This window comes from Agrobacterium sp. FDAARGOS_525, from assembly GCF_003938925.1.
GTDB classification, from domain to species: domain Bacteria; phylum Pseudomonadota; class Alphaproteobacteria; order Rhizobiales; family Rhizobiaceae; genus Agrobacterium; species Agrobacterium pusense.
Genome location: NZ_RKIU01000003.1, coordinates 2,352,775 through 2,377,852, shown reverse-complemented (window position 1 = coordinate 2,377,852; position 25,078 = coordinate 2,352,775). Strand labels below are relative to the sequence as shown.

Here is a 25,078-nt window from a genome sequence, read left to right as displayed (position 1 = left end):
GAGCGAGGAGTTCAGACATCAACCGGCCCACCCCGTCAGCTTCAATACGAATGCAACAATAACGACCATGGCGAGCGACAGCGGCAGGAACACTTTCCAGCCAAGGCGCATGAGCTGGTCATAGCGGTAACGAGGAACGAAGGCCTTCACCAGAGCGAACATGAAGAAGACCATGCAGCCCTTGATGGCGAACCAGACGATGCCCGGCACCCAGTTCAGGAACCATACATCGACGATCGGCAGCCAGCCGCCAAGGAACAGGATGGTCGTCAGGCAGCAGATCAGAACGATCGCAGCATATTCACCGAGCATGAACATCATGTACGGCGTGGAGCCATATTCCACCATGTGACCGGCAACCAGTTCCGATTCCGCTTCCGGAAGGTCGAAGGGCGGACGGTTGGTTTCGGCGAGACCCGAAATGAAGAACACGATGAACATCGGGAACAGCGACAGCCAGTGCCAGTCAAGGAACGATGCCGGCAGGCCGAGCATGGTGCCGAGGCCGGTACGCTGCGCCAGAACGATATCCGTGAGGTTCAGCGAACCAACGCAAAGCAGAACGGTAACGATGACGAGACCGATCGAGACTTCGTAGGACACCATCTGTGCCGCCGAACGCAGCGCGCCGAGGAACGGATATTTCGAGTTCGAAGCCCAGCCGCCCATAATGATGCCGTACACTTCAAGCGACGAGATCGCGAAGATGTAGAGAATGCCGACATTGATATTGGCGACGACCCAGCCTTCATTGAAGGGAATGACGGCATAGGTGGCGAGCGCCAGCGTCACGGCAACCAGCGGCGCCAGCAGGAAGACCGCCTTGTTGGCGCCGGCCGGAATGACGGGCTCCTTCAGGATGAACTTCAAGAGGTCAGCGAAGGACTGGAAAAGACCGAAGGGACCAACGACGTTCGGACCACGGCGCAGCTGTACGGCCGCCCAGACCTTGCGGTCTGCAAGCAGCAGGAAGGCGATGGCCACCAGAAGGCAAACGAGAAGCAGCAGGGACTGGCCGACCATGATCAGCGCGGGCCAGACGTAGCTCCAGAAAAACGATTCCATAATCCCCTACCCTTACTCTGCCGCAGCCTGGAAATTGTTGCGGGCCAATGCGGAGCACTCGGCCATGACGGCAGAGGCGCGCGCAATCGGGTTCGTCAAATAAAAGTCTTTTACCGGCGAAGCAAACGCCGACTTCACGAGCGAGCCGGTTTTAGCAGCCAGAGCCTCGATATCCGAAGCCTTGCCGGCAACGATCTCGTCGGTTTCCGCCAGATGCGGATGAGCGACGTAGAGCTGGCCGCGCAGGGCGGACAGCGAATCGAACGGCAGCTTCTTGCCGAGGACGTCGGACAGCGCACGCAGGATTGCCCAGTCTTCGCGGGCCTCGCCCGGTGCGAAACCGGCACGGTTGCCAAGCTGGACGCGGCCTTCGGTGTTGACCCAGATACCGGACTTCTCGGTATAGGCCGCACCCGGAAGGATGACGTCGGCGTTCATTGCACCCTGATCGCCATGGCTGCCGATATAGACGGTGAACTTCGCGCCCTTATTCGACAGGTCGAGTTCATCGGCGCCGAGCAGGAAGAGAACATCCATCGAGGCGACCATGTCTGCTGCAGCAACACCGCCCTCCCCCGGCACGAAGCCGATATCGAGACCACCAACGCGGGCAGCGGCAGTGTGCAGGACCGAGAAGCCATTCCACTCTTCGGTGACAGCGCCGACGGAGGTCGCGAGCTTGGCAGCGGCGGCAAGAACGGCAGCGCCATCAGCACGGGACAATGCGCCCTGACCGATGATGATCAGCGGATTCTTGGCGGACTTCAGCTTGTCAACGAAGCTGTGCGAACCATTGGCGAGATCGGACAGTGTTTCAGCGCCCGAGCCGAGATATTCGTAATTGTAACGCAGCTCACCGGCTTCACCGATCACACCGATCGGGAAACCGCCGCGACGCCAGCGCTTGCGGATGCGGGCGTTGAGGACAGCTGCTTCGTAACGCGGGTTGGAGCCAACGATCAGCAGGGCGTCCGCCTGTTCGATACCTTCGATGGTGGAATTGAACAGGTAGCTGGCGCGGCCGAGCGACGGGTCAAGCGCTGCGCCATCCTGGCGGCAATCAACATTGGCCGAGCCGAGCGAAGCGAGAAGCGACTTCAGCGCGAACATTTCTTCGACGGACGACAGATCGCCGGCAATCGCGCCGATCTTGTTGCCTGAGGTCGCAGCCACAGCCTGCTTGATCGCACCGAAGGCTTCGCCCCAGGTTGCGGGCTGCAGGCGCCCATCCTTGCGGACGTAAGGCCGGTCGAGGCGCTGAGTCTTCAGGCCATCCCAGATGAAGCGGCTCTTGTCGGAAATCCACTCTTCGTTAATGGCCTCGTTGACACGCGGCATGACACGCATGACTTCGCGGCCGCGGGTATCGATGCGGATGGCCGAACCGAGCGCATCCATCACGTCGATGGTTTCGGTCTTGTTCAGTTCCCACGGACGGGCCGTGAAGGCGAAAGGCTTGGAGGTGAGCGCGCCGACGGGGCAAAGGTCAACGACGTTACCCTGCAGCTCCGAGGTCATCGCCTGCTCGAGATAGGTGGTGATTTCGGCATCTTCGCCACGGCCGATGAGGCCGAGTTCGGCAATGCCAGCCACTTCCGTGGTGAAACGGACGCAGCGCGTGCAGTGAATGCAGCGGTTCATGACCGTCTTGACGAGCGGTCCGATATATTTGTCTTCAACCGCGCGCTTGTTTTCCGCATAACGCGAACCGGCGATACCGAAGGCCATGGCCTGGTCCTGCAGGTCGCATTCGCCGCCCTGGTCGCAGATCGGGCAATCCAGCGGATGGTTGATGAGCAGGAATTCCATCACGCCTTCGCGGGCCTTCTTGACCATCGGCGTGTTGGTGAAAACCTCAGGCAATTCGCCGTTCGGGCCGCCGCGAACGTCGCGCACGCCCATGGCGCAGGAAGCGGCCGGCTTCGGCGGTCCGCCCTTTACCTCGATGAGACACATGCGGCAGTTACCCGCGACCGACAAGCGCTCATGAAAACAAAAGCGCGGAACTTCGGCGCCAGCCTCCTCGCACGCCTGCAACAGCGTGAAATGATCCGGAACCTCGATCTCTTTACCGTCAACCTTGAGCTTTGACATGGTTCTACTTACGTCCTGTTGCCTGTTCGTCCCATGTCTCACACGGTCCGCAACAAATCCTTAATCACGACCGGCACTCTTAATCATCTGCCAGGCGCTTCATGGTGTCGCGAGGCCGGAAATTCCGGCTACGCTCGAAGCCTCAACGCTTATTCAGCGGCTTCCAGAACAGCGCCATCATCCATGGCCCTGTAGGTATATTGGTCGATGCGCTTTTCGATTTCCGGACGGAAATTGCGGATCAGCGCCTGTACCGGCCATGCTGCGGCGTCGCCGAGCGCACAGATGGTGTGGCCTTCGATCTGCTTCGTCACTTCAAACAGCATGTCGATTTCGCGCTTCTGCGCATTGCCCTTAACCATGCGCTCCAGCACGCGCCACATCCAGCCCGTGCCTTCACGGCATGGCGTGCACTGGCCGCAGCTTTCATGCTTGAAGAAGGCAGCGATGCGGGCAATCGCCTTGATGACGTCGGTGGACTTGTCCATGACGATCATGCCGCCTGTGCCGAAGGAGGATTTCACTTCGCGCATGCCGTCGAAATCCATGATGGCGTCCTTCATGTCCTCACCGCGAACGATGGGGCACGATGCGCCGCCGGGGATGACGCCGAGCAGATTGTCCCAGCCGCCGCGAATGCCACCGCAATGGTGTTCGATCAGTTCGCGGAAGGACAGGCCGAGCGCGTCTTCGAAAGTGCAGGGACGCTCGACATGGCCGGAGACCATGAACAACTTGGTGCCAACGTTGTTGGGACGGCCGATGGACGAGAACCAGGCAGCGCCGCGGCGCAGAATGGTCGGGGCAACCGCGATCGATTCAACGTTGTTGACGGTCGTCGGGCAGCCGTAAAGACCCATATTGGCCGGGAACGGCGGCTTCAGACGCGGCTGGCCCTTTTTGCCTTCAAGGCTTTCGAGCAGTGCCGTCTCTTCGCCGCAGATGTAAGCGCCCGCGCCGTGATGCACGTAGATGTCGAAATCCCAGCCATTCTTGTTGTTACCGCCGAGCAGACCGGCATCGTAACATTCGTCGATGGCCGCCTGAAGAGCCTCACGTTCGCGCATATATTCGCCGCGAACATAGATGTAAGCGGTGTGCGCGCCCATGGCGAAACCGGCGATCACGCAGCCTTCGATCAGCGTATGCGGATCGTTGCGCAGGATTTCGCGGTCCTTGCAGGTGCCGGGCTCGGATTCATCGGCGTTAACGACGAGATAATGAGGACGGCCGTCATTTTCCTTCGGCATGAAGGACCACTTGAGACCCGTCGGGAAGCCAGCGCCGCCGCGACCGCGAAGGCCCGAAGCCTTCATCTCGTTGATGATCCAGTCACGGCCCTTTTCGATGATCTGCTTGGTGCCGTCCCAGTGGCCGCGCGCCAGCACGCCTTTCAGGGACTTGTCCTTGAGGCCGTAGAGATTGGTAAAGATGCGATCCTGATCTTTTAACATGCTTCACCTCTTACCGCGGCTTCTTGCCGAAGACCCTGATATACTCGGCTTCGCCACCCTTGGCGAGCGCCTCGGCCTGCTTGACCCAGTCATCACGGCTGATACGGCCCTTGAAATTCAGATATCCATCGACCCAGTCGCATTCGGCCTGCTTCCAGCCGGCGATCTGCGCATAGGTGAAGATGCCGAGCTCGTTCAGCGTACCCTCAATCTTGGGGCCGACGCCGGAAATGAGCTTCAGGTCATCAGGGGCAGCTGGCTTTTCGATGCCTGCCGGACGATCCGCGGAATCCAGCGACGGCTTTGATGCTGCCGCTTCCTTGCCGACCGATTCCTTTTCGCCAGCCTTTGCGTTTTCAGCAGCAGCCTTGGGCTCGTTGGCCGGCGTCTTCAGCTTCGGATCGGTTTCCGGCGCATCCGTCTTCGGCTTGGCGGCGTTGGACGGGGGAACCTGTGCGGCATCCGCTGGCACTTCAGCCGGCTTGTCGAGATTGGAACGGTCAGGCTTGATCTCTTCCGTCAGGGTCGTCAGGCCGCCAACGGGGACGGACTGGTGACGGTCGATCTGGGGGCCGGTCTTGACGGTGTCGCCCTTGCCTGCCTCGAAAGCATCGATGATCTCTTCCAGACGCTCGGGCGTCAGGTCTTCATAGGCATCCTTGAAGATGATGACCATCGGCGCGTTGACGCAGGCGCCCTGACATTCCACCTCTTCCCAGGAAAGCGTGCCGCTCTCATTGGTGTGCAGCGGATCGTGATGGATCTTCTTGCGGCAGACATCCATCAGCGCTTCGGAGCCGCGCAGCATGCAGGGCGTGGTGCCGCAGACCTGAACGTGGGCACGCGTGCCGACCGGCTTCAGCTGGAACTGCGTATAGAAGGTCGCAACTTCAAGAACACGGATATAGGCCATGTCCAGCATGTCTGCGACTTTTTCGATGGCGGCGCGGGTAACCCAGCCATCCTGCTCCTGCGCACGCATGAGCAGCGGGATGACCGCTGATTGCTGGCGTCCCTCGGGGTATTTTTTGATCGTCTTTTCAGCCCATGCGGTGTTTTCCGCGTTGAAGGCAAAAGCCACGGGCTGGAACTGATCTTCGGCTAGTCGACGAACGGACATACTTCCTCACGCCTTTTCAGTTTAACGTCTCACACCGCGATCTCGCCACCGTGACGAATTCGCAGGCATAAGCCGCCTTGTCTTTTTGCATGAACACAATGAACTTGCTGCCATTGGGAACCGAGGCCTTGATCTCGTATCCCGACGACAGAAGCTGCTTGATGGTCGAAGAGCCGCCGCTCGACAGCGCTACAGCACCCTCGTCCGTTGCCGTCTGGGCAAGAACGGGTGCCGTCATCGCTGCGAGAAAAGCCGGTATGGCCAGCGGCAGACGCATCAGCGGTCGACCTCCCCGAACACGATGTCGAGAGAGCCGAGCACGGCTGTAACGTCGGCAAGCTGATGGCCCTTGCACAGAAAATCCATCGCCTGCAGATGGGCATAGCCCGGAGCGCGGATCTTGCAGCGGTAAGGCTTGTTGGAACCATCGGCAACCACATAGACGCCGAACTCGCCCTTTGGCGCTTCGACGGCGGCGTAAACTTCGCCAGCCGGAACGTGGTAACCTTCGGTGTAGAGCTTGAAGTGGTGGATCAGCGCTTCCATCGAACGCTTCATCTCACCGCGCTTGGGCGGAACCACCTTGCCATCCAGCGAGGAGACCGGGCCGATGCGGTGCTTGCCGGACAAAAGCTCGACGCACTGCTTCATGATCTTCACGGATTCGCGCATTTCCTGCATGCGGATCAGGTAACGATCATAGCAGTCGCCGTTCTTGCCAACAGGGATGTCGAATTCCAGATCGGAATAGCACTCATAAGGCTGCGAACGACGCAAATCCCAGGCAGCGCCGGAACCACGAACCATCACGCCCGTAAAGCCCCAGGCAAAGGCATCTTCCAGCGAGACGACGCCGATATCGACGTTACGCTGCTTATAGATGCGGTTATCCGTCAGGAGGCCCTCGATATTGTCGAGGACGGTGATGAAGGGATCGCACCACCTGCCGATATCGTCGACCAGTTCCGGCGGCAGGTCCTGGTGGACGCCGCCCGGGCGGAAATAGGCCGAGTGCATGCGCGCGCCACAGGCGCGCTCATAAAACACCATCAGCTTTTCGCGCTCTTCGAAGCCCCAGACCGGCGGCGTCATCGCGCCCACGTCCATGGCCTGCGTGGTCACGTTCATGATGTGCGAGAGGATGCGGCCGATTTCCGAATAGAGAACGCGGATCAGCTGGCCGCGCATCGGGATCTCGAGGCCGAGCAGCTTTTCGACGGCGAGCGCGAAAGCGTGCTCCTGGTTCATCGGCGCGACGTAGTCGAGACGATCGAAGTAAGGAACGGCCTGCAGATAGGTCTTCGTCTCGATCAGCTTTTCGGTTCCGCGATGCAGAAGACCGATATGCGGATCAACGCGCTCGACGATTTCGCCGTCCAGTTCCAGAACCAGACGCAGCACGCCGTGCGCGGAGGGATGTTCCGGACCGAAGTTGATCGTGAAGTTGCGGACGTTATGCTCAGTCATTCTAGTGCTCCGCCGAGGTGATCATGGCGATGAATTCGGGGCCGGTCATGTTCTGCGTGATCTCAGCGAAGGAATAGCTCGAAGGCTTTTCATCCGTGAAAATCTGCGACGCGAACCTGAAACTGGAAGGGTTGTCAAAAGCCTGCAGCGACACGGCAAAATGCTTGCCATCCTTGGAACGCCACATCAGCGTGCTGCCGCAATTCTTGCAGAAGCAGCGCTCGCCCCACTCCGACGAGGAATAGACGCCGAGGCTCTCTTCGTTTTCGACGGAGATATCAGCGCATTCGACAGCCAGAAACGCGCCGCCGGACCAGCGGCGGCACATGGAGCAATGGCAAACGCCGAATTCGCGGGCGCCGATGACGGCCTCAAGGCCGACGGCGCCGCAAAGACATTGCCCATGCTCTGTCGCGGAGACCTGGCTCATTGCTTGGCCTTTTCGTCGCCAGGAAGAACGTAATCGGTCCCTTCCCAAGGGGAAAGGAAGTCGAAGTTACGGAATTCCTGCTTCAGCTCGACCGGCTCATAAAGCACGCGCTTCAGAACGTCATCGTAACGCGCTTCAACAAACCCGGTAACCGGGAAATCCTTGCGCAGCGGGTGGCCTTCGAAACCGTAATCGGTGAGGATGCGGCGAAGGTCCGCATGGCCCTCAAACGGAATACCATACATGTCCCAGGCTTCACGCTCGAACCACTCCGCACCCATGTAGACGGAGGTCGCAGAAGGAACCCCCTCGTCCTCCTCCACCTGCAGCTTGACGCGGACGCGCAGATTCTGGCGCGGCGACAGCAGGTGATAAACGACATCGAAACGCTTTTCGCGCTGCGGCCAGTCAACGCCGCAGATATCGATGATATTGACGAATCCGCACTGCACATCGTCGCGCAGGAAAGTCAGAAGCGCGATTACGCTTTCAGGTGTCGTGTTCAGCGTCAGCTCGCCATAGGCGATATCGGCCGACACCACGAGTGAACCGCGCGCTTCCTTAACGTAAGCAGCAAGATCGTTGAGAGCTTCGCTCATTCTAAATCCGTCCTTTGCCCTTAGCGCTCGATCGTACCGGTACGCCGGATCTTTTTCTGCAGCAGAAGCACGCCGTAAAGCAGCGCTTCGGCCGTGGGGGGACAGCCCGGAACGTAGATATCCACCGGCACGACGCGATCGCAGCCGCGTACGACGGCGTAGGAATAATGGTAATAACCGCCGCCATTGGCGCAGGAACCCATGGAGATGACGTAACGCGGTTCCGGCATCTGGTCATAGACCTTACGCAGAGCCGGAGCCATCTTGTTGGTCAGCGTGCCGGCGACGATCATCACGTCCGACTGGCGCGGCGAGGCGCGCGGGGCGACACCGAAGCGCTCCATGTCGTAACGCGGACCGGAAGCCTGCATCAGGCCTTCGACGGCGCAGCAGGCAAGACCGAACTGCATCCACATCAGCGAGCCGGTACGGGCCCAGGTGATCAGTTCGTCTGTCGAGGTGACGAGGAAGCCCTTATCGGCCAGCTCGTCGTTGATTTCCGTGAAGTAGGCATCGTTGCTACCAACCGGCTTGCCGGTGGAGGGATCGATGATCCCCTTCGGCTGCGGCGCGACGAGCGTGCTGTTGTTCTGGCTCATGCCCATTCCAGCGCTCCCTTCTTCCACTCATAGATAAAGCCGATGGTGAGAACGAGGAGGAACACCATCATCGACCAGAAACCGAACCAGCCCATCTCACCGAAAGACACCGCCCATGGGAACAGGAACGCGACTTCGAGGTCAAAGATGATGAACAGAATCGACACCAGATAAAAGCGGATATCGAACTTCATGCGGGCATCGTCGAAGGCGTTGAAACCGCACTCGAAAGCAGAGAGCTTTTCCGGGTCCGGCGCCTTGTAAGCGACAGCGAAAGGCGCGATCAGAAGCGCCAGGCCGATGACAAGAGCGATACCGATGAATATTGCGATCGGAATGTAGGAACTGAGGAGTTCAGTCATGGTCTCTTCCCTGCCCGGCCGGGTGCCGGGCCTGCCTTTGTGACCTTAGTCTCAAAGAGCGGACAAATATGTTGCAACGCCAAAGTGGTTAGCGCAGCCGCGCCCTCTCTGCAAGAGTTTAGGCACCATTTCAAGACACCTGCCGCATTGATTGGCAACAATATTGCCGGAATTGACGCAAATTTGGGCCACATTTCCGACCTAAGCCCCTCAAATACAATAATAATCGATTGAAGGACGCAACCGCAAAAAAGTCACACGATTTTTACGCCCAAACGTTGGCGAAGTGACGATATCGGGAAATCGAAACTTGACTAATAAAAGCAGGAAAAATCCCGCGGGAAACGGCCGGAATCAGAGACCGGAATCGCTGAAGACAAAGCCGCGCAGACCGCGCATTGATTGTTCAGATGGAGACATTTCAAGAAGGAGAAATGGCGCGAGTGACGGGGCTCGAACCCGCGACCTCCGGCGTGACAGGCCGGCACTCTAACCGACTGAGCTACACCCGCGCTCCACAGACATTCATCTGCGTTTTTTCCGAGGAACAGGATGGCGCGAGTGACGGGGCTCGAACCCGCGACCTCCGGCGTGACAGGCCGGCACTCTAACCAACTGAGCTACACCCGCTTATCCTGACCGACAGAACCTTGGTTCCGCCGTACGAACCAGCCTCGGCTGTTCGTTGAGCGGCTAACTACGGCGTTCGTGCGGGGGTGTCAAGCAGGTTTCACGACAAAAGAATAAGCTTTTTCATTTTGATCAGGAAAAACCCTGGGGCCTTTTATCGACGCTCCGGCAAATGCCCTGTTTTGCGGGCTTTTCCCAACGAAAACAAAAAACTTGTCCACAGCCAGCCGCTTTATCAACGTCATTTCTACGGGCCGTCATGACGTCATTGGTTTCTGAATTTACCAAAAAGCCCGCAGTTCCCGGCTTTTTACCCCTCCCCTTCGGCGGAGGGAAAAACCTCCCCGAAAAAAAACAAAAAAACTTCACAAAAGCCCTTGCGGTTTTTTTCCGATCCGAATACATCACGGCCACCGACGCGGCGGACATGATCCGCAAGACGCGAAGGGCGATTAGCTCAGTTGGTAGAGCGCCTCGTTTACACCGAGGATGTCGGGAGTTCGAGTCTCTCATCGCCCACCATTCCTTCTCACAGTGATTTAAAGAACCCTTGCCGATTGCGGTTTGACCCGTACGCGGTTGCGCTTCACCATGTATGCTTGGCTTCGATGCGCAGCCCCTGCCCTCGGTGGCATGGAAGGGGCCATGGTCGCGCGCTACTGCGGTGTAGAATCACATTTCCCAGTTGCCGCGCCGTGCCAAACCGGGACTTTCGTTTCAGATTCGCACAGCCGCAGCCACCCCTGTTTCACCCCGCAACATACCGAAAAATAAGCAGATTTAGAATTTTTAAAGAGATTTCGGGCATTGTTTTCAGGCCGTTTCATGATGAGCGGTGGAACTGATGGATGAAACCATGTCACTCGACGCGTTTGTTACACTCGCGCTTATTGCGCTGCCTGTTTACATTTTTTTCCGCTGGGTCCAGCAGGATTCGGAGAAACCAGATATTTCCAAAAACAAGAATTCCATGGGGCGGTGATCCGGGCGCTGGAATCGCACCATTATCCCGGACGACCTCCGGAGAGAAATTTCGATCACCGATGCGAAGCGGCAATGCCTTTTGAGGGCTTGCATATGACGTATCGTATAAGCGCCCGGCATTCAGATCCATACCGCATTAAAAAAGCCGGGCTATGCCCGGCTTTTTCCGTTGCGGCGCTGTCGTGTGCAATCAGTTGATCGCCTTCATCTCGACCTTGAAGAACAGCGTCTCGCCGGAAGAATCATCGACGCCGTCATTATCTGTCACGGCATAGGCCGTTCCCGCCTTGTCGAAGGTGAAGCCTTCCAGCTTGTCGACGACATAGCCGTTGGTCTGGGCCTTGAGGTCCGGCAGGAAGTCATGGGCTTCCTGCTTTGTGACCAGCGGCAATTCGCCACCGATCTTGCCCGGCTTCAGGTCAGCAATCGCCACGCGGTAGAGCTTCTTGATCTTGGCCTTGTCACCGATCTGGTTGTCGCGCTCGACGATATAGACATTGTCGCCCTGTGCGGTGATTTCGGACAGGCCGACCCAACCGGCTTCAGTCTTATCGAGCGGGTAGCGCACGGCGCCCCATTCCTTGGACTTCGGATTATAGGAGACGAGCTTGACGAAGCCCTTCTCGTCGGTGCCCCATTCGCGCTGCACGGCCATCCACAGCGTCGCGTCATCGCCCTTGCCGATCATGGTAACGCCTTCGAAACCGAAGCGGGTATCGCCGGCGAGCAGTTCCTTTGGCAAGGCGATTTCGGCCTTGATTTCGCCCTTGGCATTGACGTTGTAGAGCGCATGCGGAACAAGCTTGGCGCTGTCGCCTTCGGAGGCCAGCCAGAACCCTCCCTTGCCATCCAGCGTGATGCCTTCGATGTCGAGTTTCTGCGCCGCAATGCCGTCGCGCTTGACACGCAGCACGTTGGTGATGGTGGCGGGCTTCTTGGTCGCGTCGATGGTGTAGATTGACGGCTGGTTACCATAGACCGAGTCGGACACGGCATAGAGGATGCCTGGCTTCTCGGCATCGCCTACCAGACCCGAAAGAGCGCCCCAGCCGATGGGCGCGCCATCGACAGTGGCGGATACCAGCTGCGGATAGGCCAGCTCGCCCTCGGCGCGTTCATAGATCATGACATGCGAGCGGGCGCCGCCGTCTTCCACCAGATCAGCCTCATTGGCCGTGACGAGGAGGTTGCGCGCGGGGATGGCGACAGCGCCTTCCGGCGAAATGCCTGAAGGCAGGAGCTGCGTTAGCTGCGGCTCTGCGCCGGTATCCTTATAAACAGCGGCAATGGAAGCGCGCTCGGCAAGCACGAAGAAGTACTTTTGACCATCGAAGGTCGCCGTTTCCAGACCCTCCGGCTCGATGCCCTTGGCCTTAGAGCGTTTTTCCGGATAGTGGCCAATGGCCGCTACCGCGTGCTCGAGCGAAGCGCCGGCTTCATAGAGAAGCTTGCCAGTCTTGTCGAAAATGGTGAAGCCGCGTGCACCGCCCTGCCAGTCGCCTTCATTGGCGATGACGATACGGTCATTGTCCAGCCACTTGACGGCGTCAGGTTCGCGCTTGCGGCCTTCCTGCTTGTCGGTGAATTTCAGCTGGCCATCGGTCTTGGTGTCGATGCCTTCCAGATTGACGGTGCCGGCAGAGAAATGCGTCTTCACCGTGCCGGTCTTGCCGTCGATGATGACGATATGGTTGTTTTCCTGCAGCGTCAGCGCGATCTCGCCATTGGCATTGATCGAAACGAATTCCGGTTCCGGATCTTCAGGGGAAATCTCGGCGAGACCGGTAACGTCGATCTTCTTCAGCGTCGCGCAGTCGGCAATGCCGTCCTTCAGGCCGACAGTGACGAGATAACCGGCTGGCATCTGCGGCAGAGCGCCTTCGTTCACCTCTTCATCACGTTCGTTTTCGATAGCGATGGCGGCAAAGGTTTTATCCGGAGACACTGCGACCGAATCCGGTTGACCGCCGAGATCACAGCTCGCCTCGATCTTCTTGGCAGCGATATCGACAGTCACGAGCTTGCCGGAGGGCTTGGCGCGGTTTTCCGAGGTATTGACGCCGGCGAGAACCTTGAGACCGGCCACGGCAACGGAGGTCGGCTCACCTTCCAGCAGCAATGCGCCGCCGGCCTTGGGAGCCTTGGCATCGGTGATGTCGATGAAGCCAATGCCCCCGAGCGGGCTGTCCGAATAGATCAGCGTCTTGCCGTCTTCGCTGGCGGTGATGATTTCAGCCGAGGTCACGGACTTGGCGTCCTTGTCCGCGGGCAGGTTCTTCGCTACCGGGAAAGAAGCAATGCGGTTAAAAACCGGCTCTGCGGCCGCCGGAAAGGCTGCAGATGTAAGCAGGGCCGCGGTCAAGGCCATCTGAGAAAATCGGAACGCCATTTTATCCCCCTCGGGTTCAGAAATATCCCAAGGCTTCTGCGTCACGGACATGACAGTGGCATGACACTTCATGGCCCGGAATCAAAAAGCCCGGCCGCAAAGGCCGGGCTTTCGTGTTTATTCGCATATTCCGTATATCGAAACGCCGTGTGTCCGGATGGAGGATACACAGGCACGCCCGACTTTCATTCCATACCATTCGGCATAAACGGCGCCGCCCGAAAGAACTTTCGAAAGGCACGCTCCTTAGACCGGTTGATGGCGTGAGCGCGTCAAAACATGCTTCCTCGTGAACCTGAAAAGCCGCCGCCCGCCGCGGGCGTTACGGCTTTCCGGAAACCTTACGAGTTGACGGCGTCCTTCAGGCCCTTGCCTGCGGAGAACTTCGGAACGTTGCGAGCCGGGATATCGACTTCAGCACCCGTGGAAGGGTTACGGCCCTTGGAGGCTTCACGACGGCTGACGGAGAAGCTGCCAAAGCCGGCGAGGCGGATATCGCCACCGTTCTTCAGTTCGCTCTGTACGGTTTCGAATACGGCATCAACAGCGGAAGCAGCATCTGCCTTCGTGAGACCAGCCTTTTCGGCAACAGCAGAGACGAGCTCGTTCTTGTTCATGTTTCCACCCCTTTCAATGGTTTGAAACGACTCAAATTAAGCCGGCGCAGAATACGTTCGTATCCGCGCGCAGCAACTCAAAAGCGCTGGAATCGCCTGAAAAACAAGGGGTCTGCGGCTTTTTTCACAAAAAAGGCCGACATTTCTGCCGGCCTTCCCCATAATCGTGCCAATTTCGCATCACTTGCGCCGACCTGAAGCCGTACCTTCGTCGTGAAGCCTAACGCATTGAATCTACGCAGGACCTGTCGCGAGCACCGATTCCGGCCCTCGCGACGACGCGTCTCAATGCGCGATGGTCTGGCTGCCGTCATCAACACCTTCGACCGTTGCGATCACCGGCGTCTCGATGCTGCCATCCCACTCGATGGGCTCCGGCTGGCGGATGAGGGCGTGCTTGATAACCTCGCCCATGCGCGACACCGGAATGATTTCCATCTCGTTCTTCACATTGTCCGGAATCTCCGCCAAATCCTTGGCGTTTTCTTCCGGGATCAGCACCTTCTTGATGCCGCCGCGAAGCGCTGCAAGCAGCTTTTCCTTCAGGCCACCGATCGGCAGAACGCGACCACGAAGCGTGATCTCGCCCGTCATCGCCACATCCTTCGAGACCGGAATACCGGTCATGATGGAGACGATCGCGGTTGCCATGGCGACACCGGCGGACGGACCATCCTTCGGGGTTGCCCCTTCCGGAACGTGCACGTGGATGTCGCTCTTGTCGAAGCGCGGCGGCTCGATGCCGAAGTCCACGGCGCGCGAACGGACATAGGATGCCGCCGCCGAAATGGATTCCTTCATCACTTCCTTGAGGTTGCCGGTAACCGTCATGCGGCCCTTGCCCGGCATCATCACCCCTTCGATGGTGAGCAGCTCACCGCCGACTTCCGTCCAGGCAAGACCCGTGACGACACCGACCTGATCCTCGCGCTCGGCCTCGCCGTGGCGGAACCGCGGAACGCCCAGATAATCCGGAACGTTTGCTGCGGTAACCTCAACAGACTTGACCTTACCCTTGATGATCTCGGTGACAGCCTTCCGCGCCAGCTTCATCAGCTCGCGTTCGAAGCTGCGCACGCCCGCCTCGCGGGTGTACTGCTGGATGACAACCATCAGGGCATCATCGGTGACCGAGAATTCTTCCGGACGCAGGGCATGTTCCTTGATCGCCTTGGGCAGCAGGTGACGCTTTGCGATTTCGCGCTTTTCGTCTTCCGTGTAACCGGCGATGCGGATCACTTCCATACGGTCCATCAGCGGGCCGGGAATGTTCAGCGTGTTGGCCGTGGTCACGAACATCACGTCGGACAGGTCGTATTCCACTTCCAGGTAGTGATCCATGAAGGTGGAGTTCTGTTCCGGATCGAGAACCTCGAGCAGCGCCGACGATGGATCGCCACGGAAATCCATGCCCATCTTGTCGATTTCGTCGAGCAGGAAGAGCGGGTTTGCCTTCTTGGCCTTCTTCATCGACTGGACGATCTTGCCCGGCATGGAGCCGATATAGGTGCGGCGGTGACCGCGGATTTCCGCTTCGTCACGAACACCACCCAGCGCCATGCGCACATACTCGCGGCCGGTCGCCTTGGCGATCGACTTGGCGAGCGAGGTCTTGCCGACGCCGGGCGGGCCGACGAGGCACAGGATCGGGCCACGGATCTTCGTCGCACGGGCCTGCACGGCCAGATACTCGACGATACGCTCCTTGACCTTGTCCAGACCGAAATGGTCCTGATCCAGAATCTTCTCGGCATTGTTGAGGTCCGCCTTGATCTTGGACTTCTTGCCCCAGGGCAGACCAAGCAGCCAGTCCAGATAATTGCGCACGACGGTCGCTTCCGCGGACATCGGGCTCATCTGGCGCAGCTTCTTCATTTCCGCTTCGGCCTTTTCCTTGGCCTCCTTGGAAAGCTTTGTCTTGGCGATGCGCTCTTCCAGCTCGGCCATCTCGTCACGGCCGTCCTCGCCGTCGCCGAGCTCCTTCTGGATCGCCTTCATCTGCTCGTTCAGGTAATATTCGCGCTGGGTCTTCTCCATCTGGCGCTTGACGCGCGAGCGGATGCGCTTTTCGACCTGAAGAACGGAAATCTCGCCTTCCATGAAGCCAAGCGCCTTTTCAAGCCGCTGCTTCACGCTGACGGTTTCCAGCATTTCCTGCTTTTCGGTGATCTTGATCGACAGGTGCGAAGCGACCGTGTCGGCGAGCTTCGAGTAATCATCGATCTGACCGGCAGCGCCGACAACCTCGGGCGAAATCTTCTTGTTGAGCTTCACATAGCTCTCGAATTCCGAAACGACCGAACGCGAGAGCGCCTCGATCTCGACCGGATCTTCGGCAGGCTCCTGCAAAGGCGTGGCCGAGGCTTCGTAGAAATCCTCGCGACCGGTGTAGCTGTCGATCTGGGCGCGGCCCTTGCCTTCCACCAGCACCTTCACGGTGCCATCGGGAAGCTTAAGAAGCTGCAGGACATTGGCGACCGTGCCAACCTTGTGGATGGCTTCAGGCGCCGGATCGTCGTCGCTGGCGTTGATCTGGGTAACAAGCATGATCTGCTTGTCGGAGCCCATGACTTCCTCGAGCGCACGGATGGATTTTTCCCGCCCGACGAACAGTGGAACGATCATATGCGGGAAAACGACAATGTCGCGCAGGGGAAGTACCGGATAGGTACCGCCAGATGCCGCAGACGTGATGTTCGTCATATCATTTCCTTTCCATGGTCCCTTTCGGGACACTTTGCCGAACGTCTTGGGGGCGTCCGGCATACTCATTTCTCGAGACTGAAAGTGGAGTTTCGAAACACCGATTTCAAGTCGTCGGAGCAGACGGCCTTACGCGACGGCAGGACCGTGAAATTCAACAAAACTCAGCGCTGGCTAATACTACCGACATTTCCGGTTATCCTCGAGGGCTCAGGAACCGGGTCGCCGACGAAATTCACATTTCCGTCATATCGCGCTGCAAATCAGTTGTAAGACTTTATCAGCAAAGCGCAATCCGCTCCAAACGCAAAATCGGGCTTCGTCAAGTTAGCCGCAAGTTTCGTAAGGCCCATCTAATAGAAAAGGCCCGCACGGATGCGGGCCTCAGATTTCATCAAACATCACAGCAGCCGATTACGCGGAGACGTTGGTCTTTTCTTCCTGACGGTCCGCATAGATGTAGAGCGGACGCGCAACGCCGCTGACGACGTCGTTGGAAATGACCACTTCGCGCACGCCCTCCAGCGTCGGCAGTTCGAACATGGTATCCAGCAGGATCTTTTCCATGATCGAGCGCAGGCCACGGGCACCGGTCTTGCGGGTGATCGCCTTGCGGGCGATTTCGCGCAGCGCGTCCTCGTGGAAGGTCAGCTCGACGTCTTCCATCTCGAACAGGCGCTGGTACTGCTTGACCAGAGCGTTCTTCGGCTCGGACAGGATCTGGATCAGCGCATCTTCATCCAGGTCTTCCAGCGTCGCCAGGACGGGCAGACGGCCGATGAATTCCGGAATGAGGCCGAACTTCACCAGATCTTCCGGCTCCAGCTCGCGCAGCACTTCGCCCACACGACGGTCGTCTTCCGCCTTGACGGTCGCACCGAAGCCGATCGAGGTCTTTTCGCCACGGGCCGAGATGATCTTGTCGAGGCCGGCAAAAGCGCCGCCGCAGATGAACAGGATGTTGGTCGTGTCCACCTGCAGGAATTCCTGCTGCGGATGCTTGCGGCCACCCTGCGGCGGAACGGAAGCGACCGTGCCTTCCATGATCTTCAGAAGCGCCTGCTGAACGCCCTCGCCCGACACATCGCGCGTGATGGACGGGTTGTCCGACTTGCGGGAAATCTTGTCGACTTCGTCGATATAGACGATGCCGCGCTGGGCGCGCTCGACATTGTAATCCGCCGCCTGCAACAGCTTCAGGATGATGTTTTCCACGTCCTCGCCGACATAACCGGCTTCGGTCAGCGTCGTTGCGTCCGCCATGGTGAAGGGAACGTCGATGATGCGGGCGAGCGTCTGGGCAAGATAGGTCTTGCCGCAGCCCGTCGGGCCGACGAGCATGATGTTCGACTTCGCCAGCTCGACATCGCCATTCTTGGAGGCGTGCGCGAGGCGCTTGTAGTGGTTGTGAACGGCCACGGACAGGATTTTCTTCGCCTGCTTCTGGCCGATGACGTATTCGTCGAGGATCTTGATGATGTCCTGCGGGGTGGGCACACCCTCGCGCGACTTCACCATAGACGTCTTGTTCTCCTCGCGGATGATGTCCATGCACAATTCGACGCATTCATCGCAGATGAATACCGTCGGTCCGGCAATGAGTTTCCGGACTTCGTGCTGGCTCTTGCCGCAGAATGAACAATAGAGTGTATTCTTAGAGTCGCCGCCGTTGCTGCCGCTGACTTTGCTCATATCTCTTTCCTTCCAGCACGCCGCAGGTCCGTCAAACGGATCGCGGTCAACTTACCGCCCGCAGATACGGCCGCCCTTGGGGTGCATTGCCGTATCCGCCTCGTTTCCCGGGGTACTAACCGTATCAGATACAGGAGCTGATAACCGGCGGCAACGAATTCCCCATTAAACCAAAGGCCGCGTCATAAAAAATCAACATAGCCTTTATATATACTAATATCGCTTTCTGTTCCGGTTGAAAGCCCCGAAATTACTTTTGCGGGGTCAAACAAACGTCAAAAAGCGTCGCGCCTCAATTCGCGACGGCGCCTTCGATTTCCTGGCGCGAGGTCAGAATCTTGTCGATCACGCCCCAGTCCTTCGCCTCGTCTGCATCCATGAAATGGTCGCGATCAAGGGTTTTTTCAACCTCTTCGAGCGTGCGGCCGGTATGCTTCACGTAGACTTCATTGAGGCGGCGCTTCATCTTGATGATGTCGCGGGCGTGGCGTTCGATATCCGAAGCCTGGCCCTGGAAGCCGCCCGATGGCTGGTGCACCATGATGCGTGCGTTGGGGGTGGCGAAACGCATTCCCTTTTCACCGGCAGCGAGAAGCAGCGAACCCATGGAGGCAGCCTGGCCGACGCAGAGCGTGGAGACCGCAGGGCGGATAAACTGCATCGTATCGTAGATCGCCATGCCGGCGGTCACGACGCCACCTGGCGAATTGATGTAGAGCGCAATTTCCTTCTTCGGGTTCTCGGCCTCGAGGAACAGCAGCTGCGCGCAGACGAGCGACGCCATCTGGTCTTCCACCGGGCCGGTGAGGAAAATGATGCGTTCCTTGAGAAGACGGGAAAATATGTCGTAGGAGCGTTCGCCGCGATTGGTCTGCTCAACGACCATCGGCACCAGAGCCATGGCGGTATCAACTGGATTTTTCATGTCCGTCCTTTGTCAACTCTGCCCGTTGCGGAAACCGCCCCGGAATCACTTCTAACCTTCATACTCCCTACATAGAGTGTCCCTGCCCCGTACTTCAAGACACGAAGCCGCATATCCTTAACGGCTCAACAGCGTTTGCAGGGCTTCGGACGCCGGCCGCGGCGGGCTTTTGCACCCGTTCGTCCCGGCCGCAGCCATTTGTCTCCCCGCCATCAATTTTTTACCAAGACTGGCGAGGACCAAAAAAATGTACTTCATGCACAGATATAACTTCTAACCGGCAAGAACTCGTTAGTATTTGCTGCTGATACTGAAAAACGAATTTCGGTTCCCATCGGCGAACAGCCCTATCCGGGCGAAATGGCAGCTCAACAATTCAGCGGGAATAACGCACGTCGTGCGAGCTTCTCCGCTTTTGCCGCATGATGGCGCAGATAGGATTTTGCAATGCTGGATGCAAAGACGAGCACGCTACTATGGGCGGCGGAGACGTTCACCCTTGCCGTGCTTTTGGGAACGCTGTGGCTGCACCGCCCTTCCCGCCGGCACAATCTCTATTTCGCCGCCGGCTTTCTCGCCACCGGCTTCGGCACCGTCATGGTGGCGTTTCGCGGAGATATTTCCAGTTTCCTGTCCATTCAGGTCGGCAACGCGCTGGCGCTTTCCGCCTTCGGCTTCTGGCTCGCGGGCCTCTTGTCCCTGGAGAAGCGCAAGCTCGCTGGCTGGATTGCCATTCCGGCCCTCCTGTGGATCGCCGGAATGTTCGTCCCACCCGTGCGAGAAAACATGGTGGCCCGGATCCTGCTTTATCACGCCAGTGCGGCCACGGGCTATTTCATGCTCGCCGGTGTGCTTCTGGCAAATGGCGAGCGCAGGTCGCGCAGCAGAAAAGTTCTGGCGACGATTCTGACCCTGCAGGCTTTTGCCGGCGCCGTCGTCGCCTCCATTGTCATCCCGGCCAATGCGGCTGCGCCCAACGCCATTCCGCTGACATCGGCGCTCGCTTTTTCCGGCATGCTCGGCTTCACGGCCATCATCATGATCAGCGCCAAGATCATCATGGAGGATACCGAGCTTCGTCTCCACCGGCTCGCCATGACCGATCACCTGACCGGTGTCCTTAACCGGCGTGGTCTGCTGGAGGAGTTCGACCGCATCAAGAAGCGCTCGCACGGCTCCAGCCGATATGTGGCGCTTGTTCTCTTCGACATCGACCATTTCAAGAAGATCAATGACAGATACGGCCACCAGTCCGGCGACGCCGTACTGGTGCATTTCTGTCAAATCGCGCAACGCGCGATCGGCGACCGCGGCCTTTTCGTGAGGATGGGCGGCGAGGAGTTCGCGCTGGTGGCGGAGGTCGAAAGCCCCTCCAGCACCGTCACGCTTGCCGAATCCATCCGTAACAATCTGCTTCTTTCGAAAATCACCTCACGCGGCGAACCCATCAAGGTGACGACCAGCGTCGGCATATCCGAAGCGATGATCAAGGACGCCGAGCTGAATGTGATGATGACCGAGGCCGACCGAGCGCTTTATGCCGCAAAGAAAGCCGGGCGCAATCGGACCGTAATCCACGTAAATTCGGCCAATGTCGTCGTGCCCGCCTCGGACCGTGACGAAAACCCTATGGATAACAATGCCGACCGGCAGGTCGCGGCGCTGAACCGGATATCCGCAATTGCCAGCCGGTGAAGGTGTAACCATTTGGTGACATATGAAGGAACGCCTGCCGCCCTTCCCAAAGCGCCAAGCGCGGAATAAACCATCAGCATGACAGCGACGTTTCCCTTTCTCAAAATCGATTCCGCCACCCGCCACGTTTCACTCGATGCGCGCGACCCGGCTTTTTACAACGATCCGAACCCCGTTTACGCCGCCCTGCACGCGCAATGTCCCACTTTCTACTGGGAAGAGCAGCGACAATGGTTTTTCACCTCTTATGACGATGTCAGCTCGCTGCTGCGCGACCGCCGGTTTGGACGACAGATCCTGCATGTGGCAAGTCGTGAAGAGATCGGCCTGCCAGAGCCGCTTGAGCATGTGAAGCATTTCGACCTGGCCGAGCAGCACTCGCTTCTGGAACTGGAGCCGCCGGAGCATACGCGGCTGCGCACGCTGATCAACCGCGCCTTCGTGTCACGGCATGTCGACAAGATGAAGCCGGAAATAGAGGAACTCGCCAACCGGCTGATTGACGCTTTCGAAGAGAAGGGCGAGACGGAACTGCTTTCCTCCTATGCCGATATCATCCCGGTAACGATGATCGCCCGGATGATCGGCATTCCCGAGGAAATGGGGCCGCAGCTGCTGAAGTGGTCGCATGCCTATGTCGGCATGTACATGTTCAAGCGCACACCGGAAGACGAGCTTCTGGCCGACAGGGCAGCGAAGGAATTTTCGGATTATGTGCGCAGCGTGATCGCCGAGCGGCGGGCCAAGCCTGAGGACGACCTGCTGAGCCACATGATCCATACCGAGCACAAGGGTCAATATCTGACTGACGACGAGCTGGTGTCCACCACCATCGTCCTGCTCAACGCGGGCCATGAAGCGACCGTTCATCAGATCGGCAATTCCGTGCGTATCATTCTGGAGAGCGGGATATCGCCGCAGACCTTGTTCAGCGACGAGGCCGCCACGGAACGCACGGTGGAGGAAACCCTGCGGATCTGCGCGCCGGTGCACATCTTCCAGCGATGGGTTCTGGAGCCGGTCGAGATTGACGGCGTGCAGTTCAAGCGCGGCGACAAGGTAAGCCTGATCCTGGCTGCGGCCAACCTCGATCCGTCAAAATTCCCTGATCCACTGACCTTCCGGCCGGAGCGCAACGAAGGCGCCAATGTCTCCTTCGGCGCCGGCATCCATTTCTGTATCGGCGCGCCATTGGCAAGACTGGAACTGAACCTTGCCCTGCCACTGCTTTTCAAACGCCTGCCGCGCCTGAAAATTGCCGAGCCGCCCAGGGTCAAGGATGTCTATCATTTCCATGGGCTGGAGCGGCTCGATCTCAGCTGGTAGCGTGCGCAGGCCTTAAATCTGGGCCAGACCGCCATCGACCGAAAGCTCGACGCCGGTGATGTAACTGGCCTTTGAAGAGGCCAGAAACAGAACGGCCTCAGCGATCTCGTCGGGGTCGGCCATCCGGCCGATCGGCGCGGCATCCTTCAGATAGGCCTCGAAACCGGCGATCTTTTCTTCATCGAGCTTCAGGCCGTTTTCCATGATCGGCGTGCGGGTCACGCCCGGGCTAACCGTATTGACGCGGATGCCCCGCGCCTTGAGGTCGTTGGCAAAACTGCGGGCGAATGAGCGAACGGCCGCCTTGGAAGCATTATAGGCGCTCAACCTCTCCAGGCCCTTGTTGCCGACGATCGACCCGGTGAGCACGATCGAGCCGCCATCGCGCAGGACCGGCAGCAATGTCTGCACGGTGTAGAAAACGCCCTTGACGTTGATGTCGAAAATCCGGTCGTACAGCGCCTCGTGGGTATCACCGAGGTCATTGTTCTCGGCGATGCCGGCATTGGCGACCAGCACGTCCACCTTCCGGCCATCGGCTTCAATGCGCGCCTTGAGCCGCTCCAGATCGGAGAGCTTGGCAACATCGGACGCGAAGCCGATCGCCCCCTGCCCGAGCCTGGCGACCGCTGCCTCGAGGTTGGCGGTATTGCGGCCCGTCACGTAAACGGCGGAGGCTCCGCCTTCCAGAGCCAATCTCGCGACGGAAAAGCCGATGCCAGTCGATCCACCGGTGACGACCACGACCTGCCCACTGAATAATCCAGACATTGCAAACTCCATGAATGTCGTAATTTCCGAATAACCATAATTCGGTATTTCGGTTTTATTGAAATATTGAAGCTTGTCAATCCATGTGCTAGAGGCGGTCCATGGCTCAGTTTTTTCATCCCGCACGCGAAGACATTTCGCTCACGGCCGTGCTCGCCGCTCTTGGCGAACCGGCACGCATGGGCATCATCCGAAAATTATGGGGCTCCGAGACCGGACAGAATTGTGGAGCCGCGGCACCCTGTCAGGACATGCCGCGTTCAACCCTGTCCAGCCATATGCGGATCCTGCGGGAGGCAGGCTTAATTCGAACCCACAAACAGGGTGTCGAGAATATCAGCGTCGTTCGTATCGACGATTTGGAAGCCCGTTTTCCCGGGCTCCTTCAATCCATCATTTCGTTCGACCAGCAATAGCGTGACCGAGCGGATTTCCGCCGTCACAGCCTGATGACATAGTCTTTTCGTGTTGTCTCCACGACTTCCCAGGTGCCGGTAAAGCCGGGCCGCAGCACAAGCCTGTCGCCCGGTCTGAGGTCACGCGGGGCCCCGCCATCCTCGGTCAGGATGGAATGGCCCTCGAGGATGCTGAAATATTCCCATTCGTCATAGACGACACGCCATTTTCCGGGTGTGGATTGCCAGATGCCGGCATAAATACCGCCCGGCGCTTCCTCCAGATTCCATGTGGTGAATTTGGGGTCGCCGGAGATCAATCGCTCCGGCGCTGGCGCACCATGCTCTGCTTCGAGGGAAGCATCTTCGAATGTCAGTAGGTTGCTCATCGCGACGCCGACCTCTCAGACTTTTGCAAGCGACTGTTCAAGATCGGCAATGATGTCGTTAACGTCCTCGATTCCGACGGACAGACGCACCACATCCGGACCGGCGCCAGCCGCCGCCTGCTGTTCCGGCGTCAGCTGGGCATGGGTGGTGGAAGCCGGGTGGATGACGAGCGAGCGCGTGTCACCGATATTGGCGAGATGGGAGAATAGCTGCAGCCCTTCGACCAGCGCCTTGCCGGCCGCATAACCGCCCTTGACGCCAAATGTAAAGACCGAACCCGCGCCCTTCGGCGAGTAACGCTGCTGGAGGGCGTGATTGTCGCTTTCCTCCAGGCCGGCATAATTCACCCAGCCGACCTTGGGATGTGCCTTAAGCCATTTGGCGACGGCAAGCGCATTGTCTGAATGGCGTTGAACGCGCAGCGGCAGGGTCTCAATTCCCGTGAGAATGAGGAAGGCGTTGAAGGGCGAAATCGCCGGGCCGAGATCGCGCAGGCCAAGCACGCGGCAGGCGATGGCAAAGGCGAAATTACCGAAAGTCTGGTGGAGCACGACGCCGGAATATTCGGGCCGGGGCTGTGACAGGGCCGGAAACCGGTCAGTTGCCGACCAGTCGAAGGTTCCGCCGTCAACGATGATGCCGCCCATGGAATTACCGTGGCCACCGAGGAATTTCGTCAGCGAATGCAGTACGATGTCTGCACCGTGTTCCAGCGGTCGCAGCAGATATGGGCTTGCCATCGTGTTGTCGACGATCAGCGGCAGGCCGTGCCTATGGGCAACTTCGGCTATTGCGGCGATATCCACAAAGGTGCCGCCTGGATTTGCAAGGCTTTCTATGAAGACGGCGCGTGTGCGCTCATCGATCTGCTGTTCGAAACTGGCGGGATCGGTGGCGTCGGCCCAGCGAACCTGCCAGTCGAAACCTTTGAAGGCGTGGCCGAACTGGTTGATCGATCCGCCGTAAAGCTGACGGGCGGCGATGAAATTGTCGCCGGACTGCAGCAGCGTATGAAAAACCAGCAATTGCGCGGCGTGGCCGGAGGCGACGGCAAGCGCTGCGGTACCACCCTCAAGCGCGGCCACACGCTCTTCCAGAACCGCCTGAGTGGGGTTCATGATGCGGGTGTAGATATTGCCGAACTCTTTCAGCCCAAACAGGGCGGCGGCATGATCCGCATCACGGAAAGCGTAGGCCGTCGTCTGATAGATGGGTGTCGCCCGTGCGCCGGTCGTAGGATCAGGCTGTGCGCCCGCATGGATGGCCAGCGTTGAAAAACCGGGATTGCTGCTCGGCATGGTGTTTCCTCCAATGGAATTCTGGAGGGATCATAATGCCTTGGCGCCAAATGATAAGCCCAATCCGTACCAA

22 protein-coding genes and 3 tRNA genes are annotated in these 25,078 nt (G+C 58.7%); 5 read left to right on the top strand and 20 right to left on the bottom strand.

Annotated elements, in window-relative coordinates; genetic code table 11:
• Positions 1–18: 18 nt before the first annotated feature.
• The 12 genes from nuoH to EGT36_RS12990 form a co-directional block, all read right to left on the bottom strand.
• Positions 19–1,065: an NADH-quinone oxidoreductase subunit NuoH gene (gene nuoH, locus EGT36_RS13045; protein ID WP_004441324.1), complete on the bottom strand. Its 1,047-nt coding sequence runs from the start codon at positions 1,063–1,065 to the stop codon at positions 19–21.
• Positions 1,066–1,077: 12 nt separating this feature from the next.
• Entirely contained in the window at positions 1,078–3,159 is a 2,082-nt protein-coding gene (gene nuoG, locus EGT36_RS13040) for an NADH-quinone oxidoreductase subunit NuoG (protein WP_125270451.1), read from the bottom strand.
• A 149-nt stretch (positions 3,160–3,308) separates the two neighbouring features.
• Positions 3,309–4,613 carry an NADH-quinone oxidoreductase subunit NuoF gene (nuoF, locus tag EGT36_RS13035; RefSeq protein WP_004441321.1) on the bottom strand — a complete coding sequence of 435 codons (1,305 nt, stop codon included), beginning with the start codon at positions 4,611–4,613 and terminating at the stop codon, positions 3,309–3,311.
• A gap of 10 nt (positions 4,614–4,623) precedes the next feature.
• Positions 4,624–5,733 (bottom strand): NADH-quinone oxidoreductase subunit E, encoded by a 1,110-nt coding sequence (locus EGT36_RS13030; RefSeq protein ID WP_037089078.1) that lies wholly within the window; start codon positions 5,731–5,733, stop codon positions 4,624–4,626.
• A 16-nt stretch (positions 5,734–5,749) separates the two neighbouring features.
• The gene (locus tag EGT36_RS13025; RefSeq protein ID WP_006697991.1) at positions 5,750–6,010 is read right to left on the bottom strand and encodes a hypothetical protein; all 261 of its coding nucleotides are present in this window, start codon (positions 6,008–6,010) and stop codon (positions 5,750–5,752) included.
• Positions 6,010–7,200: an NADH-quinone oxidoreductase subunit D gene (locus tag EGT36_RS13020; protein ID WP_037089075.1), complete on the bottom strand. Its 1,191-nt coding sequence runs from the start codon at positions 7,198–7,200 to the stop codon at positions 6,010–6,012. Before EGT36_RS13020 ends, EGT36_RS13025 begins: the two co-directional genes overlap by 1 nt.
• 1 nt (position 7,201) lies before the next feature.
• On the bottom strand, positions 7,202–7,630 hold the full coding sequence (locus tag EGT36_RS13015; protein WP_004441314.1) for a GFA family protein: 429 nt from the start codon (positions 7,628–7,630) through the stop codon (positions 7,202–7,204).
• The gene (locus EGT36_RS13010) at positions 7,627–8,229 is read right to left on the bottom strand and encodes an NADH-quinone oxidoreductase subunit C (RefSeq protein ID WP_125270450.1); all 603 of its coding nucleotides are present in this window, start codon (positions 8,227–8,229) and stop codon (positions 7,627–7,629) included. Before EGT36_RS13010 ends, EGT36_RS13015 begins: the two co-directional genes overlap by 4 nt.
• A 20-nt stretch (positions 8,230–8,249) precedes the next feature.
• Positions 8,250–8,834, bottom strand: coding sequence for a NuoB/complex I 20 kDa subunit family protein (locus tag EGT36_RS13005; RefSeq protein ID WP_003496467.1), 585 nt, complete (start codon positions 8,832–8,834; stop codon positions 8,250–8,252).
• Positions 8,825–9,190, bottom strand: coding sequence for an NADH-quinone oxidoreductase subunit A (locus EGT36_RS13000; protein ID WP_003496469.1), 366 nt, complete (start codon positions 9,188–9,190; stop codon positions 8,825–8,827). Before EGT36_RS13000 ends, EGT36_RS13005 begins: the two co-directional genes overlap by 10 nt.
• Before the next feature lie 435 nt (positions 9,191–9,625).
• Positions 9,626–9,702, bottom strand: a tRNA-Asp gene (locus EGT36_RS12995).
• Positions 9,703–9,743: 41 nt separating this feature from the next.
• Positions 9,744–9,820, bottom strand: a tRNA-Asp gene (locus EGT36_RS12990).
• A gap of 446 nt (positions 9,821–10,266) precedes the next feature.
• Here EGT36_RS12990 and EGT36_RS12985 point away from each other — a divergent pair.
• Both EGT36_RS12985 and EGT36_RS30505 read left to right on the top strand, forming a co-directional pair.
• Positions 10,267–10,342, top strand: a tRNA-Val gene (locus tag EGT36_RS12985).
• Between the two features lie 322 nt (positions 10,343–10,664).
• Positions 10,665–10,802 (top strand): hypothetical protein, encoded by a 138-nt coding sequence (locus tag EGT36_RS30505; protein ID WP_006697989.1) that lies wholly within the window; start codon positions 10,665–10,667, stop codon positions 10,800–10,802.
• 192 nt (positions 10,803–10,994) lie between these two features.
• On the opposite strand, the gene EGT36_RS12980 is transcribed toward EGT36_RS30505, so the two are convergent.
• The 5 genes from EGT36_RS12980 to clpP form a co-directional block, all read right to left on the bottom strand.
• The gene (locus EGT36_RS12980; protein ID WP_052114176.1) at positions 10,995–13,193 is read right to left on the bottom strand and encodes an esterase-like activity of phytase family protein; all 2,199 of its coding nucleotides are present in this window, start codon (positions 13,191–13,193) and stop codon (positions 10,995–10,997) included.
• A gap of 341 nt (positions 13,194–13,534) precedes the next feature.
• Positions 13,535–13,810 carry a DNA-binding protein HupB gene (gene hupB / locus EGT36_RS12975; RefSeq protein WP_003502360.1) on the bottom strand — a complete coding sequence of 92 codons (276 nt, stop codon included), beginning with the start codon at positions 13,808–13,810 and terminating at the stop codon, positions 13,535–13,537.
• Positions 13,811–14,095: 285 nt separating this feature from the next.
• On the bottom strand, positions 14,096–16,513 hold the full coding sequence (gene lon, locus EGT36_RS12970) for an endopeptidase La (RefSeq protein ID WP_004441301.1): 2,418 nt from the start codon (positions 16,511–16,513) through the stop codon (positions 14,096–14,098).
• Positions 16,514–16,927: 414 nt separating this feature from the next.
• Positions 16,928–18,205, bottom strand: coding sequence for an ATP-dependent Clp protease ATP-binding subunit ClpX (clpX, locus tag EGT36_RS12960; protein WP_003521528.1), 1,278 nt, complete (start codon positions 18,203–18,205; stop codon positions 16,928–16,930).
• Positions 18,206–18,497: 292 nt separating this feature from the next.
• Positions 18,498–19,130, bottom strand: coding sequence for an ATP-dependent Clp endopeptidase proteolytic subunit ClpP (clpP, locus tag EGT36_RS12955; protein WP_004441299.1), 633 nt, complete (start codon positions 19,128–19,130; stop codon positions 18,498–18,500).
• Positions 19,131–19,577: 447 nt separating this feature from the next.
• Here clpP and EGT36_RS12950 point away from each other — a divergent pair, with 447 nt between their 5' ends.
• Positions 19,578–20,825: a GGDEF domain-containing protein gene (locus EGT36_RS12950; protein ID WP_037089064.1), complete on the top strand. Its 1,248-nt coding sequence runs from the start codon at positions 19,578–19,580 to the stop codon at positions 20,823–20,825.
• A 78-nt stretch (positions 20,826–20,903) separates the two neighbouring features.
• A complete protein-coding gene (locus tag EGT36_RS12945) occupies positions 20,904–22,151 on the top strand; it encodes a cytochrome P450 (protein WP_037089062.1) in 1,248 nt (415 codons plus the stop codon).
• A 12-nt stretch (positions 22,152–22,163) separates the two neighbouring features.
• Here EGT36_RS12945 and EGT36_RS12940 read toward each other — a convergent pair whose 3' ends face one another.
• Positions 22,164–22,934, bottom strand: coding sequence for an SDR family NAD(P)-dependent oxidoreductase (locus EGT36_RS12940; protein ID WP_162471989.1), 771 nt, complete (start codon positions 22,932–22,934; stop codon positions 22,164–22,166).
• 89 nt (positions 22,935–23,023) lie between these two features.
• Here EGT36_RS12940 and EGT36_RS12935 point away from each other — a divergent pair, with 89 nt between their 5' ends.
• On the top strand, positions 23,024–23,338 hold the full coding sequence (locus EGT36_RS12935; protein ID WP_037089060.1) for an ArsR/SmtB family transcription factor: 315 nt from the start codon (positions 23,024–23,026) through the stop codon (positions 23,336–23,338).
• A 23-nt stretch (positions 23,339–23,361) separates the two neighbouring features.
• Here the strand turns inward: EGT36_RS12935 and EGT36_RS12930 are convergent, their stop codons facing one another.
• Together EGT36_RS12930 and EGT36_RS12925 are read right to left on the bottom strand one after the other, a co-directional pair.
• Complete coding sequence (locus EGT36_RS12930) at positions 23,362–23,706, bottom strand: cupin domain-containing protein (protein ID WP_037089057.1); 345 nt, start codon at positions 23,704–23,706, stop codon at positions 23,362–23,364.
• A gap of 15 nt (positions 23,707–23,721) precedes the next feature.
• Entirely contained in the window at positions 23,722–25,005 is a 1,284-nt protein-coding gene (locus tag EGT36_RS12925; RefSeq protein ID WP_037089054.1) for an O-acetylhomoserine aminocarboxypropyltransferase, read from the bottom strand.
• Positions 25,006–25,078: the final 73 nt, after the last annotated feature.

Excerpts from the sequence above, each read along its gene's own strand:
- nuoH (WP_004441324.1), bottom strand. The coding sequence starts at position 1,065 with ATGGAATCGTTTTTCTGGAGCTACGTCTGGCCCGCGCTGATCATGGTC.
- nuoG (WP_125270451.1), bottom strand. The coding sequence starts at position 3,159 with ATGTCAAAGCTCAAGGTTGACGGTAAAGAGATCGAGGTTCCGGATCAT.
- nuoF (WP_004441321.1), bottom strand. The coding sequence starts at position 4,613 with ATGTTAAAAGATCAGGATCGCATCTTTACCAATCTCTACGGCCTCAAG.
- EGT36_RS13030 (WP_037089078.1), bottom strand. The coding sequence starts at position 5,733 with ATGTCCGTTCGTCGACTAGCCGAAGATCAGTTCCAGCCCGTGGCTTTT.
- EGT36_RS13025 (WP_006697991.1), bottom strand. The coding sequence starts at position 6,010 with ATGCGTCTGCCGCTGGCCATACCGGCTTTTCTCGCAGCGATGACGGCA.
- EGT36_RS13020 (WP_037089075.1), bottom strand. The coding sequence starts at position 7,200 with ATGACTGAGCATAACGTCCGCAACTTCACGATCAACTTCGGTCCGGAA.
- EGT36_RS13015 (WP_004441314.1), bottom strand. The coding sequence starts at position 7,630 with ATGAGCCAGGTCTCCGCGACAGAGCATGGGCAATGTCTTTGCGGCGCC.
- EGT36_RS13010 (WP_125270450.1), bottom strand. The coding sequence starts at position 8,229 with ATGAGCGAAGCTCTCAACGATCTTGCTGCTTACGTTAAGGAAGCGCGC.
- EGT36_RS13005 (WP_003496467.1), bottom strand. The coding sequence starts at position 8,834 with ATGGGCATGAGCCAGAACAACAGCACGCTCGTCGCGCCGCAGCCGAAG.
- EGT36_RS13000 (WP_003496469.1), bottom strand. The coding sequence starts at position 9,190 with ATGACTGAACTCCTCAGTTCCTACATTCCGATCGCAATATTCATCGGT.
- EGT36_RS30505 (WP_006697989.1), top strand. The coding sequence starts at position 10,665 with ATGGATGAAACCATGTCACTCGACGCGTTTGTTACACTCGCGCTTATT.
- EGT36_RS12980 (WP_052114176.1), bottom strand. The coding sequence starts at position 13,193 with ATGGCGTTCCGATTTTCTCAGATGGCCTTGACCGCGGCCCTGCTTACA.
- hupB (WP_003502360.1), bottom strand. The coding sequence starts at position 13,810 with ATGAACAAGAACGAGCTCGTCTCTGCTGTTGCCGAAAAGGCTGGTCTC.
- lon (WP_004441301.1), bottom strand. The coding sequence starts at position 16,513 with ATGACGAACATCACGTCTGCGGCATCTGGCGGTACCTATCCGGTACTT.
- clpX (WP_003521528.1), bottom strand. The coding sequence starts at position 18,205 with ATGAGCAAAGTCAGCGGCAGCAACGGCGGCGACTCTAAGAATACACTC.
- clpP (WP_004441299.1), bottom strand. The coding sequence starts at position 19,130 with ATGAAAAATCCAGTTGATACCGCCATGGCTCTGGTGCCGATGGTCGTT.
- EGT36_RS12950 (WP_037089064.1), top strand. The coding sequence starts at position 19,578 with ATGCTGGATGCAAAGACGAGCACGCTACTATGGGCGGCGGAGACGTTC.
- EGT36_RS12945 (WP_037089062.1), top strand. The coding sequence starts at position 20,904 with ATGACAGCGACGTTTCCCTTTCTCAAAATCGATTCCGCCACCCGCCAC.
- EGT36_RS12940 (WP_162471989.1), bottom strand. The coding sequence starts at position 22,934 with ATGGAGTTTGCAATGTCTGGATTATTCAGTGGGCAGGTCGTGGTCGTC.
- EGT36_RS12935 (WP_037089060.1), top strand. The coding sequence starts at position 23,024 with ATGGCTCAGTTTTTTCATCCCGCACGCGAAGACATTTCGCTCACGGCC.
- EGT36_RS12930 (WP_037089057.1), bottom strand. The coding sequence starts at position 23,706 with ATGAGCAACCTACTGACATTCGAAGATGCTTCCCTCGAAGCAGAGCAT.
- EGT36_RS12925 (WP_037089054.1), bottom strand. The coding sequence starts at position 25,005 with ATGCCGAGCAGCAATCCCGGTTTTTCAACGCTGGCCATCCATGCGGGC.